Source organism: Paenarthrobacter nitroguajacolicus (assembly GCF_051027655.1).
GTDB classification, from domain to species: Bacteria; Actinomycetota; Actinomycetes; order Actinomycetales; family Micrococcaceae; genus Arthrobacter; species Arthrobacter nitroguajacolicus.
This window is the reverse complement of record NZ_CP073234.1, coordinates 2,574,224-2,586,401: the sequence shown is the minus strand read 5'-3', so window position 1 is coordinate 2,586,401 and position 12,178 is coordinate 2,574,224. Positions and strand designations below refer to the sequence as shown.

Sequence of the window (12,178 nt, the reverse complement as noted above, 5' to 3'; positions counted from 1 at the left end):
ATAAATTGCACAGCATGCCGGATCTATCCGGTTCCGAGGGGCCAACCCTTGAACTGGTCTTGAATGCATTGCCGGGGGACCTGCAAGCCAGGTTTGTGGCCGGAACAGGGGCAGTTCTGCGAATTGGCGGGCCGGGCAAGGCGATTGCTATCCGTGCCGAGCTGGATGCGCTGCCTGCGTTGGAAGAGTCCGAACTCGATTGGGCTTCTAAAAGGCCAGGTATCATGCACGCCTGTGGGCATGACGTTCATCTGGCGGCCGTCGTTGCCTTGGCCAGGGCCGTCCACTCAACAGCGGGCGCTGCCCCCATGGCACTGGTCTTCCAACCCAGGGAAGAAACGTACCCGTCCGGGGCGAAGGACATCTGCGCAACGGGGATACTCGCGGAGGAAGACGTTCGGGCCACGGTCGCGGCCCATGTTCAGCCCCTGCTGCCCGGAGGGACAGTGGCGTGCACACCGGGGGCCGTGAATGCCTCATCGGACGAGTTCGTCATCAATATTCACGGACGGGGTGGACACGCTGCCTACCCGCACATTGCAGCAGACCCTGTTCTGGCGTTATCCCACGTTGTGGTCTCGTTGCAAAACATCGTGAGCCGGAACGTGGACCCCATGGATTCGGTCGTCCTCACCATTGCCACCCTTCAGGCCGGTACCGCGGCTAACGTCATACCCGGTACTGCCGCTGCCCGCGGAACGGTCCGCACCATGTCCACACCGGTGAGGGCGGAAGTGCTGCGGCGACTTGCCGAGACGGTCCGGTTGGTTGCAGCGGCGCACGGCTGCAGTGGTGAAGTTACCGTCACCGAAGGCGAACCCGTCTTGGAAAATGATGCGCACATCGTCAAGGCGACTGCTCCCCTCCTGCTGGCTCTCGGCATGGAAGTGGACAGTAATCTCAGGTCTGCGGGCTCTGATGATTTTTCGTACTTTTCGGAAAAGATGCCGTCATTGATGATGTTCGTGGGTACCAGCGGCGCCGGGGAACGGTTGCACTCAAGCACTTTCGTGCCGCACGACTCTCATGTCCATGATGTGGCGCATGCGCTACTGGCTGGATACGTTGGCGCCGCCAGGACGTTACTGCCCGCACATGAATTGCCGCTGGTTGTCGCCCCAACAAGTTGACCGCATGCTACCGGTCAAGCCGTTTTGCGTTTCCTGATTGAATGGGGATCAAAAGCGGAGCCTTCACAACTTCTTCCAGCTTTACCGCTTATGCAAGAAAGGAATGCCATGTCGCAGTCCGGACAATTTGAACAGTCTGAGAACCAATCTGCCCGGTTGACCCTGGCGGACAGGATCCGTCAAATACAGGGTTCGCTCTCCCCGGCAGAGCACAAGCTCTCGCGAGTGTTCCTCGCCAACTACCCGACGGCAGGGTTGGAGTCCACGGTTGAATTTGCCAAGAAGGGCAATGTCAGTGCCCCCACCGTGCTCAGGTTCGTCAGCAGACTGGGCTTCAACAAGTACCGGGACTTCCAGGATGCCCTACGCGAAGAAGTGCAGGCGCGGAGGGCATCCCCGCTGACCCTTCAAGGCAAAATACGCGCTGATTCAGATGCTCCGGAATTGGCTCGGTCGGTGGCCGAAACAGCCGTCGAAGGCATCGAGAGCACGGTCACTTCGCTGCCGGAGCATGAGTTCGACCGTGCCGTTGCACTTCTCTGCAATACCTCACTGCAAATTACTTCGATCGGCGGCAGGTTCTCTCACCTCCTGGCCACCTACTTGGACTTACACCTTCGTCTAATGCGACCGAACACCTTGGTGCACGCCCAGCATCCGAACAACGACTCCACATTCATAGCTGACCTCAGCAAGCGCGATGTCTGTGTCTTCTTTGATTTTCGTCGCTACCAGAAAGACACCGTTGACCTGGCAAAGGCAGCCCGGGTGAGAGGGGCCAAGATCATCCTCATTACAGACCCGTGGCTCTCACCGGTTTCATTTAATGCGGACATTGTTCTGCCGGCACGGGTGGAGTCTGCGGGTTCGTTCGACAGCATCGTTCCTGCGACCGTGTTGGTGGAAGCCCTCATCGCAGCGGTTCACGTCAAACTTGGGCCGGCGGCCGAAGACCGTATGCGGACTTTGGAAGCCGGCTATGGCACAGTGCTCGCCGATTGAGCCCGGTTTTCTTCGAGCCGGCCATGTTGCCCAAGGTGAAAGTGACGCTGAACTTGTCGAGCAGGTACGCTCCGGACAGTTAGCCTCTTTCGAGAAACTGTACGATCGACACTGTTTGGCAGCCCGCCATGTAGCCTCAGCACAGGCCGACAACGCTGCCGATGTTGATGACGTTGTTGCAGACGCCTTTGCGTATATTCTCCATTCGCTCGCTGCTGGTAAGGGGCCGGATACATTCTTCCGGGGCTATTTGCTGACGGCAGTTCGTCGCATAGCCCACAAGCACAACCAGGCGGCGACCCGCGCAAGCGTCACGGGTGACGACTTCGTGCTGGACAGCGAGCATGTGGATACTGATCCGGTCATCGCGGACTTCGAATCTTCGGCCATCGCCGGTGCCTTCGCGACGTTACCGACACGTTGGCAGGAGGTTCTTTGGTATGTCGACATTGAGGGGATGAAACCGGCTGCTGCGTCTCCACTGCTAGGCGTGTCGCCCAACGCCATATCCTCCCTGGTCCTAAGGGCCCGCGAACGACTTCGCCAGGCCTACCTTCAGAATCATGTTGGTTCCGCGGTGGGCGAGGTCTGTGAGGAATATTCAAACCAACTGGGCGCCTACGCACGTAACGGTCTGGGTTCGCGGTCCGCGGGCAAGATTCGGGAGCACCTGGACAACTGCTCGAAGTGCACGGCACTTCTGGTGGACCTCAATGACATGCAGTCTGCAATGCGTGCTGTGGTCTTCCCCATGGTTGCCGGCATAGCTTTCACAGGGGCGATACCTGCGCTGTCGGCAGGGGTGAACGGGACCGCTATCAGCGCAATTGGGTCTCACAGTGCCCACGGGGCTTTGCCTCTGTTGTTGAAGAAGGCTACCGGCGTGTTGGCGGCGTCAGTTGTTGCTGTTGGAGCTGCCGTAGCAATGGGAGGGACCGGTGCGCCGACCGCCGATGTTCCTGTCGCGGAGGCATCACTGATACCCGGGCCCACCATTGTGCCGGGCCAAACGACGGCGCCTGCCGAGCAATTGCCGATGGTCCCGGCCGCGGAGGAGACAGTCAGGCAGCAGGAACAGTTGCCTCCAACGGTTCCAGCCTTGGTCGGGCCGTCCAGTCCTAGGCTGGTTAGTCCTGGTCCGATCCTGTCAGCGCGGCAGACGTCCCAGGCGTGGGGCAGCTCGCCCGTGGCGTCAGTACCGCCGCTATTCCCGGGGTTTGCTGTCCCTGTCGACCCGATCCCGACTACACTTCCAACGGTGTTACCGACGCCGGGCGCTACGCCGACCGTTGCAGGTACACCTTCACCAACGCCGCAGGTTGCTGGGTCATTTCGCGTAGATCCGGGCACGAGCGCCGCGGAATTGAACATCGTCGTCATCTTTAGCCTTCGAGAAGAAACAGCACCTGCCACAGCCGAGGCAGTGTTCACTATCTCCGGCGGGGCTCAGATGATCCCCGGAAAGCTGATTGAGCCAGCGGGATGGACATGTAGAACCGACAACACAGTCGTTGATCAGTTCCGCTGCACCAGCGACAACGTTGATCCGGACAGGTTGGTCTTCTCCATGGGCGTGTACAAATCAGACTCCTCGCGGACGCGGACCATGGACTATAAGTTCAGTGGCGGGGGCATGGAAACAGCCCGCTTCTCTAACGATTTCTAGCTGGGTCTTCTACGTGGCGAGGATTGAGCTCGTGAGTTGACGCATTGGATTTGATGAGCCGCTGATCGATAAGTCAGTCCGACTGGTTCCTGAGCGTGTACGGCGTTGATCGGGGCATTGAACATTATTCGTGATTGGCGTCACGTTCCACTGCGAGTACCCACTTAGGAGGCGTAAGAGCAAGATCAAACATCTCATTGGGGGATAGCATGCGATTTATTCGCAAATCAGCACTTATATCGGCAGTTGTTCTGACTGCCATGATGGGCATGGGCGCAGGTGCTGCGAACGCCGCCGACGGCGACAGCACCTCATCAGGCAGTATTGTCTACGTAGGTTTAGGAACGGCCGGGGAGACGATTGACTCCGGCGAAGTCATCACGCTTGAAAACAGCCGCAAACTTGGTGACGATGAAGTCCGGAGCATGTACAGCGTCAAGGACATGGTCGTGCATGGGAAGAGCCTGGGGGAAATCAAGAAATACTACCCCACGACAACCGGAGCAGACATCAAGGCAATCAAGCGTGATATCGCGAATACTCCACAGCTGCGTATCACTAACCCGATCTGCAACAATGTGGACTTCTACAGCATCGTCCGCGATTTCGACCAAAAAGAATACTGCTTTGCAAACGCGGGAAGCATGAGCTTCTACATGCCGAACATCTACAAAGTTTGCCCGGGGAACAATCGTGGATACGTCAGCTACACTCCGGCCAGCGGTGGATACTACACCAGCTATGTGTTGGGTCCCGTAAATCCCCGAGATTACTGCTACGGCTTCGGCATGAACGTAACAGTGACGGGTGTCACGATTCTCTAGTTGACCTCATAATCGCACCCTAAACAATATCAACGCAGCACCTTGAAACCTATATTCAAGGTGCTGCGTTGATATGTGGGCGTCTCCGCGCCTCGACGACGTGGAATCGAAGGGCAGTTCGAGCTTAGCGGCTGATGCTGTATTTCGTCGAATACTCATGGGAGTATTGTGTGATTGCCAGCTGGGACTTCAGCCAGCGAATTTTGTTCCGTCTTCGAGTGTGTAGATGACGCGACCCTTTTCATCCACAGGGAAGCTGTCAATGACTTCGTCTGTTGCTGTGTCGATGATGACTACGGAGCTGGTTGGCCAGGTCGAGTCAGGAACGACGTTGTACGTGGCATCTGAAGGGAATGTTTGTTGGCCAGCTTCAGCCTTCGCTCGGTTGAAGTATTCTACGATCGTTCCGGTGTTGGTGTTCACTCCTACTACATCCGGGGGGCCCATGCGGCTTCCAAAGAGTGGTGTTGAGTTCCACCAGCCCAGATACCCGGCGATGTGTGCTTCCGCCATGGCAGCCTTCAACTGGGACCCGGGATCCTGCGGCGTCGTCGCGTTGGCTTGGACGCTTACCGTGACTGCACCAGCCAGCACCACTGCCGTGCCCAAAGCACCTATTACGAGCTTCATGTTTTCCCCCTTGGTAATTTGCGACAGGATCATCCCGCCCCGATGTTTGAGGTCGAAAAACCTCGACGCCGCTGATGAGCATGCAGCGCCAAACAGCAAAGTGGCGGGAGATATGCCCATTCCTGGACCGTCTAGTAGGTCAGCTTTCCACTGCTCTTCCCGGATTGGCCGAAGCCGTGCCGGCGTCAAAGCGAGACATGCAGCAAGCACTGCATCTTGTGGCTTCATACAGCGCTCCATTCGCCCGCACTGAAGGCGGGCGACGGGCGGGCAGCAGGGGCAGTTCGTGATTTTTGAGCTCTCACAAACTCCTGCGCCAGTGGACGGGCGTCGGCAAGGAGACGGTAGTAACGCCGTCGTGGTCCTTTGCGTTCTAATGAGGTTTCCCATTCCCCTTGCACCCAGCCAGCGGCTTCGAGGCGCTCCAGGATGGGATAAACCGTACCGGGCTTCTTGCCCGTATCTTTGACGATCTGCAGCCCCCACACGCTCTCTGCTGACAACAGCGCTTCGAGGACAAGTGCAGTGGCCGGGGTGATCCGTCCCAAGTTCTCCATGCGCCTAATCTAGCTATATAGATTTAGAAGTCAAGTCGACGTTTGTTGGTGGGCTGCCGGGCGAGGTGGATTCCGGCCCAATGGTTAGCGCCGTGATTTTCTTACGGAACACCAGTGTTGCCAGCGGTACTGTCAGCAGGAAGACGCAGACGACGAGGAAGGTCGCCAGAGCAGTCGCCAGGACAATCAAGCACATCAAGGCAATGTGGATTTCGGTTGAGCTGATATCGCCGATGTCATCAACCGCTTGGACGCGCAGTAACTGGGTGCTGGCAAATCGGAAGGCCATCTTTCGCTCCTGTGGATTCTGATTTATGAGTCAGAAGTAAGTACGGAGCAGGTTCATCCTGTGGCGCCAGTCGGGGAGAAGGTTATGCTCTTGTGATCCGCCGCATGAACCGTGGGAATGGAGATGGTTCTACGGTGGCAATGATTGGGCTTCCCGGAGTCCGAGCAGGTATGGATCATTAGCCTTGGGGGAAAGTGATGAAGCGTAGACATCCGGCCGGCATCGCAATAGCGATCTCTCTTCTCGGGGCCTCGCTCGCGGGATGCGCGGGGCAGCAAGCGGCCAGCAATGAACTGCGGTCTTTCAGCTCCATGGATGAGGCGTACGCTGCCGTCGATGAGATCCTGGGATGCGACTCCGAAGCCATTGGCAACCCGGTTGTTCCTATGGGCGATGGCGGCCGACTCGCTTCCGCGCAGAGAGTCTGTTCAGAGAATGTGCAGATAGACCTGTACCCGAATCAGGGCGCCCTTGATGAAAGCTATCAAACGTGGGCTGACTCAAGTCAGGGCAAAATCCCCCTGGTTCGCGGCGCCAACTGGATGGTTGTCGATCTCAGCAGAATCGCGGGCGGCCAGTCGTCAACAACGGACCTCCAAGGCCTGGCCGACAAACTGAAAGGCGAGTACGCCGTCGTCGGCACTTAGCTCAAGGCGGCAGCACAATCACTAAACGCAGCACGGTCACCAAACATGGCAGACTTGAAGCCTGCAAAATAAACGTCCGGAAGGAACTACCAGTGGCTGCTGCCCAAAACACCCGGGCCAAGAGCGTCGCGGCGAACACTGTCAGCTGGCGTGACGCCGCGCCGGCCGCCGTAGTCCTGATCATGGGCCCGGAGGAGTACCTCGGAATTCGCGCCACCGATGGGATTCGTACCCAAGTTCGAACCAGCACTCCGGATGTTGAGCTCAGCCGGTTGAACGCTGGCGCCTACGAGGCCGGGTCCTTGGCGATGACCGTCACCCCGTCGCTCTTTGGTGAGGGCAAACTTATTGAGGTCGAGGGCCTCGAAGCTATGAATGACGCCTTTCTGGCAGACGGGTTGGCCTATCTCCAGCATCCGGACCAGGACGTTGTCCTTGTCTTGCGCCATGCCGGGGGAGTACGTGGCAAGAAGCTGCTCGACGCCGTGAAGTCTGCCGGCTGGCCAGTCATTGATTGCCAGCCCCTGAAGAAGGACTCGGACAAGACGGCGTTTGTCGTCTCCGAGTTCAGGGCTGCGGGACGCCGCATTGAAGGCGAAGCCGTCCAGGCTTTGGTGAACGCCGTGGGTGCCAATCTCTCGGAGCTCGCGGCGGCATGCAGCCAGTTGATTGCCGACGCCACCACAGCTGTTACAGCCGAAACCGTGGAGCGTTACTACGGTGGCCGAGTGGAAGCTACGGCGTTCAAAGTGGCCGATGCTGCCATGGCCGGCAACGGACCGGTGGCATTGTCCACTCTGAGGCACGCCTTGGCCACCGGTGTGGATCCCGTTCCTTTGGTTGCGGCACTGGCGGCCAAGCTGCGCACTCTGGCAAAAGTTGCGGGAGCCAATGGTTCGCCGGCCACCATCGCCAAGAACTTGGGAATGCAGCCCTGGCTCGTAGAGCAGGCCCAACGCGATGTCCGCCGCTGGACCCCTGAGGGCCTGATTCGTTCTATCCAAGTCATCGCCGAGGCGGATGCCCAAGTGAAGGGCGAATCGCGTGACCCTGTCTATGCGGTGGAGCACGCGGTCACGGTTATTGCCACGTCGGCCAGCCGCCGCTGAAGCTGGCGCGTTCACCGCGGCTTCCGTTTAAACCCAAAGGCCGGCACCCAATGGGCGCCGGCCTTTTGATCAGCTCAGTCGAACTGGAAAACCTTAGAGTGCGTTGACCTTCTTGGAGATCGCCGACTTGCGGTTTGCAGCGTTGTTCTTGTGAATAACGCCCTTGCTGACAGCCTTGTCCAGCTTGCGGCTGGCAGCAACAAGTGCAGTTCCAGCAGCATCCTTGTCAGCAGACTCAACGGCGGTGGTGACGGCGCGGATGGCCGTCTTCAGCTCAGACTTGACGGCGTTGTTACGCAGGCGAGCCTTCTCGTTGGTGAGGATGCGCTTCTTCTGGGACTTGATATTAGCCACGTATGAACTCTCTTTTTAATGCGGAAATGGTCTAGAGGGTTTTCAGGTTGGCCATCGACTGAGCGGCGTGGGGATGCCTATGGCAGCCAACCATGTATGGCCGTCGACCTGCACGGACACACAGCTATAAAGGATAGCAGAAACTCAGGGGTCACGCAGAACCTGGCGAATAGTCCGGCTAGTTCCGGGCTTGGAGAGCCCGGGCAACCTCGTGGAACTGCGACTTTCCCAGAACGGCGCCTTCCCGCCGGATCGCGTTGGGATTCAGCCGGATGACGCGACCCACGTTGATCTCACTGGGCCTGCCTTGCCGATCCCAGGCGCCGGTTCCGATGTCGACATACTCGCCCGCCTGCGCGTCGTTGTCGTGGTCCTTGGACGTCAGCATGAGACCCAACAACCACTCGCGGTCCCGACCAACAAGAAGTACGGGGCGGTCTTTGCCTTTCGTGTGGTCCTCTTCATAGGGAACCCAGCTCCACACAATCTCACCAGGGTCCGGTTGGCCATCGGGCTTGGGGGAGTAGTTGACCTTAACTGAACCGCGGAAGTCGCCGGGGTAGGGGCCTGGCTGATGTTCGACGTCGGATCGCCGGGACTGCGTCCTCCGGGTCCGTGCCGGGGTGGCCGTCTTGGTGCTGGTGCCTCCCAACGACTTGAGGGACCGCAGGATGAGTTTGCCCAGAGGGCGCAAGTCGAAAGCCATGTGACAACGCTACAGCTGGCTCCTGCTGATGCCCGGTACGCAATGTACGGCGAAGCGCCGGTTCATGGGAGACTAGAGGATCAGATGCGCGGTGTGTTCCGGCTGGCCTATGCCCAGTGACGGGAATTTACCGCGCGAGTGTCGACAGTAAGGATCCTGCGTGTCTCCCATGGCCCGCACCGCACCGGTGCCCGCCGCAACAGATCCGGCCATCATCCGGAACTTCTGCATCATTGCCCACATCGACCACGGTAAATCCACCCTGGCCGACCGCATGCTGCAGTACACCGGCGTCGTTAAGCAACGCGACATGAAGGCCCAGTATCTGGACCGTATGGATATCGAACGTGAGCGCGGCATCACCATCAAATCCCAGGCTGTTCGTATGCCGTGGGAACTCGATGGCAACAGCTACGCCCTGAATATGATCGATACTCCTGGCCACGTCGACTTCACCTATGAGGTGTCCCGTTCCCTGGCGGCCTGTGAAGGTGCCGTGCTGCTGGTGGATGCTGCCCAAGGCATCGAGGCCCAGACCCTTGCCAACCTGTACTTGGCGATGGAAAACAACCTCACCATCATTCCTGTCTTGAACAAGATCGATCTCCCGGCCGCGCAGCCAGAGAAGTACGCGGCTGAGCTTGCCAACCTGATTGGTGGCGACCCGGATGATGTGCTCAAGGTTTCAGGTAAGACCGGCGTAGGAGTAGAAGCCTTGCTGGACAAAATTGTCCGCGACCTCCCTGCGCCCGTGGGCGATCCCAATGCTCCGGCCCGCGCCATGATCTTCGACTCCGTCTATGACACCTACCGCGGCGTGGTCACCTATGTCCGTGTGGTTGACGGCATGCTCCACCCCCGGGAACGCATCCAGATGATGTCCACCCGTGCCACGCACGAGCTCCTGGAAATTGGTGTCAGCTCCCCGGAGCCCACACCGTCCAAGGGCTTGGGCGTCGGTGAGGTGGGATACCTGATCACCGGCGTGAAGGACGTCCGCCAGTCCAAGGTCGGCGATACGGTCACCAACCTGGCCAAGCCGGCATCGGAGTCGCTCAGCGGTTACGCGGACGCCAAGCCTATGGTCTTCTCGGGTCTCTACCCGCTGGACGGAACGGATTACCCGGTACTCCGTGACGCCCTCGAAAAGCTGATGCTCAACGACGCCGCGCTGGTTTACGAGCCCGAGACGTCGGCAGCGCTGGGCTTCGGTTTCCGTGTTGGGTTCCTTGGGTTGCTTCACCTCGAGATCACGCGTGAACGCCTCGAGCGTGAATACAACCTGGACCTTATCTCCACGGCTCCCAACGTGGAGTACGAGGTGACACTGGAGGACAAGAAGGTCATCCACGTCACCAACCCCAGCGAGTACCCCACGGGCAAGATCTCCGAGGTCCGCGAACCCATGGTGTCCGCCACCATCCTGGCACCCAACGAGTTTGTTGGTTCCATCATGGAACTCTGCCAAAGCCGCCGCGGCCAAATGCGCGGCATGGACTACTTGTCCGAGGATCGCGTGGAGCTCCGCTACTGGATCCCGCTGGCCGAAATCGTGTTCGATTTCTTCGACCTCCTGAAGTCCAAGACGCGCGGCTACGCCTCGCTGGACTGGAAGGCCGACGGCGAGCAGGTGGCCGACCTCGTCAAGGTGGACATCCTGCTCCAAGGTGAACAAGTGGACGCATTCAGCGCCATCACCCACCGTGACAAGGCCTACGCCTACGGTGTGATGATGACGGGGAAGCTCCGTGAGCTTATTCCCAGGCAGCAGTTCGAGGTGCCCATTCAGGCCGCCATCGGATCACGCATCATTGCCCGCGAAAGCATCCGGGCCATCCGCAAGGACGTTCTTGCCAAGTGCTATGGCGGTGACATCACCCGTAAGCGCAAACTGCTGGAAAAGCAGAAGGAAGGCAAGAAGCGCATGAAGATGGTGGGCCGCGTGGAGGTGCCCCAAGAGGCATTCATCGCTGCCCTGACCACTGACGAGTCCAAGGACAAGGCCAAGAAGTAAATGCCCAGCGTCCTACCTCTGGGCGACCCTGCACCTGCGGATGGCATTTTGCCTCCGCAGGTGTTGGCCGGCGTCGAGCACCGTAATTTCGGGCTCTACGTCCATATCCCGTTTTGCGCCGTTCGCTGCGGCTACTGTGACTTCAATACCTATACGGCCACCGAGCTTGGCGGTGGGGCCTCGCAGGATGCCTACGCTACTACGGCGGTATCTGAGCTCGACTTCGCGGCGTTGGCCTTGGACGCTTCGGGTTTGCCTCGGCGTCCCCTCAGCACTGTTTTCTTTGGTGGTGGTACTCCCACGCTCCTCCCGGCGGAAGACCTGGCGCGGATCCTGCGCGCCGCCGTCGACCAGTGGGGCTTGGAGCCCGGGGCCGAGGTGACAACGGAGGCCAATCCCGATTCGGTAACGCCTGAATCCCTGAAGGTGCTGGCTGACGCCGGATTCACCCGGGTCTCGTTCGGCATGCAATCCGCAGTCCCACACGTTCTGAAAGTACTGGACCGCACCCATACGCCAAGCCGCGTGCCACTAGTGGTGCAGTGGGCACGTGAAGCCGGCCTTGCAGTGAGCCTGGACCTCATCTACGGCACGCCCGGGGAATCCATGGCGGACTGGCAGCTGTCACTCGAAACTGCACTCTCGTACCAGCCTGATCACATCAGCGCCTATGCATTGATCGTCGAAGACGGCACGAAACTTGCCGCCCAGATCCGTCGCGGCGAAGTCCCCGGAATCGATGACGACGACCACGCCGCTAAATACGAGCTGGCAGACAAAATGATCTCCCAGGCAGGTCTGAACTGGTACGAGGTCAGCAATTGGTCCCGAACGCCGGAACAGGCCTGCCGGCACAATCTTGCCTACTGGCGCGGGGATGACTGGTGGGGCATCGGCCCCGGAGCGCACTCCCACGTGGGCGGTGTCCGGTGGTGGAACGTCAAGCACCCCACTGCCTATGCGGGACGGTTGGCTGCAGGAAGCTCGCCGGCTGCCGGCCGGGAAACCCTTGACGCCGAAACCCGTGAGGTTGAGCGCATCATGCTTGAAGCGCGGCTCGGAACGGGGCTGTCCGTGGATGCCTTGGACGCGATCGGGCGCCATGCGATGGCCGGGCTGATTGCTGACGAGCTGGTGGACCCCGTCCAGGCGTTCAAGGGCCGGCTTGTCCTCACTCTGAAGGGGCGGCTGTTGGCCGACGCCGTAGTCCGCAGGATTCTTCCGGACTGACCGCAGTGCCCGCCCGAATT

At 59.4% G+C, this 12,178-nt stretch carries 13 protein-coding genes; 8 read left to right on the top strand and 5 right to left on the bottom strand.

The genetic code is table 11. The features are described 5' to 3' along the window. Nucleotides 1-14: 14 nt before the first annotated feature. The 4 genes from KCX59_RS12295 to KCX59_RS12280 all read left to right on the top strand — a co-directional run bounded on the left by KCX59_RS12295 (nt 15) and on the right by KCX59_RS12280 (nt 4,622). Nucleotides 15-1,130, top strand: coding sequence for an amidohydrolase (locus KCX59_RS12295; RefSeq protein ID WP_218648818.1), 1,116 nt, complete (start codon nt 15-17; stop codon nt 1,128-1,130). Nucleotides 1,131-1,238: 108 nt separating this feature from the next. Further along, nucleotides 1,239-2,132: a MurR/RpiR family transcriptional regulator gene (locus KCX59_RS12290; RefSeq protein ID WP_179016553.1), complete on the top strand. Its 894-nt coding sequence runs from the start codon at nt 1,239-1,241 to the stop codon at nt 2,130-2,132. Between the two features lie 115 nt (nt 2,133-2,247). Beyond that, nucleotides 2,248-3,798 (top strand): sigma-70 family RNA polymerase sigma factor, encoded by a 1,551-nt coding sequence (locus KCX59_RS12285; protein WP_179016554.1) that lies wholly within the window; start codon nt 2,248-2,250, stop codon nt 3,796-3,798. Nucleotides 3,799-4,007: 209 nt separating this feature from the next. Further along, the gene (locus tag KCX59_RS12280; protein ID WP_179016555.1) at nt 4,008-4,622 is read left to right on the top strand and encodes a beta/gamma crystallin domain-containing protein; all 615 of its coding nucleotides are present in this window, start codon (nt 4,008-4,010) and stop codon (nt 4,620-4,622) included. Between the two features lie 189 nt (nt 4,623-4,811). Here KCX59_RS12280 and KCX59_RS12275 read toward each other — a convergent pair whose 3' ends face one another. The 3 genes from KCX59_RS12275 to KCX59_RS12265 all read right to left on the bottom strand — a co-directional run bounded on the left by KCX59_RS12275 (nt 4,812) and on the right by KCX59_RS12265 (nt 6,098). Beyond that, nucleotides 4,812-5,252, bottom strand: coding sequence for a hypothetical protein (locus tag KCX59_RS12275; RefSeq protein WP_179016556.1), 441 nt, complete (start codon nt 5,250-5,252; stop codon nt 4,812-4,814). Nucleotides 5,253-5,476: 224 nt separating this feature from the next. Then, entirely contained in the window at nt 5,477-5,809 is a 333-nt protein-coding gene (locus KCX59_RS12270; RefSeq protein ID WP_179016557.1) for a PadR family transcriptional regulator, read from the bottom strand. Nucleotides 5,810-5,822: 13 nt separating this feature from the next. After that, entirely contained in the window at nt 5,823-6,098 is a 276-nt protein-coding gene (locus KCX59_RS12265) for a hypothetical protein (RefSeq protein ID WP_179016558.1), read from the bottom strand. A gap of 197 nt (nt 6,099-6,295) precedes the next feature. Here KCX59_RS12265 and KCX59_RS12260 point away from each other — a divergent pair, with 197 nt between their 5' ends. Both KCX59_RS12260 and holA read left to right on the top strand, forming a co-directional pair. After that, on the top strand, nt 6,296-6,745 hold the full coding sequence (locus tag KCX59_RS12260) for a hypothetical protein (protein ID WP_179016559.1): 450 nt from the start codon (nt 6,296-6,298) through the stop codon (nt 6,743-6,745). A gap of 92 nt (nt 6,746-6,837) precedes the next feature. Beyond that, complete coding sequence (gene holA / locus KCX59_RS12255) at nt 6,838-7,854, top strand: DNA polymerase III subunit delta (RefSeq protein ID WP_178992655.1); 1,017 nt, start codon at nt 6,838-6,840, stop codon at nt 7,852-7,854. A gap of 93 nt (nt 7,855-7,947) precedes the next feature. Here the strand turns inward: holA and rpsT are convergent, their stop codons facing one another. Beyond that, nucleotides 7,948-8,208, bottom strand: coding sequence for a 30S ribosomal protein S20 (gene rpsT / locus KCX59_RS12250; RefSeq protein ID WP_054808077.1), 261 nt, complete (start codon nt 8,206-8,208; stop codon nt 7,948-7,950). Nucleotides 8,209-8,386: 178 nt separating this feature from the next. Continuing rightward, the gene (locus tag KCX59_RS12245; RefSeq protein ID WP_179016560.1) at nt 8,387-8,914 is read right to left on the bottom strand and encodes a type II toxin-antitoxin system PemK/MazF family toxin; all 528 of its coding nucleotides are present in this window, start codon (nt 8,912-8,914) and stop codon (nt 8,387-8,389) included. A gap of 160 nt (nt 8,915-9,074) precedes the next feature. Here KCX59_RS12245 and lepA point away from each other — a divergent pair, with 160 nt between their 5' ends. Together lepA and hemW are read left to right on the top strand one after the other, a co-directional pair. Further along, nucleotides 9,075-10,928: a translation elongation factor 4 gene (gene lepA / locus KCX59_RS12240; RefSeq protein ID WP_026005317.1), complete on the top strand. Its 1,854-nt coding sequence runs from the start codon at nt 9,075-9,077 to the stop codon at nt 10,926-10,928. After that, complete coding sequence (gene hemW, locus KCX59_RS12235; RefSeq protein WP_179016561.1) at nt 10,929-12,158, top strand: radical SAM family heme chaperone HemW; 1,230 nt, start codon at nt 10,929-10,931, stop codon at nt 12,156-12,158. It abuts the gene before it with no gap. The last annotated feature ends 20 nt before the right edge of the window (nt 12,159-12,178 follow it).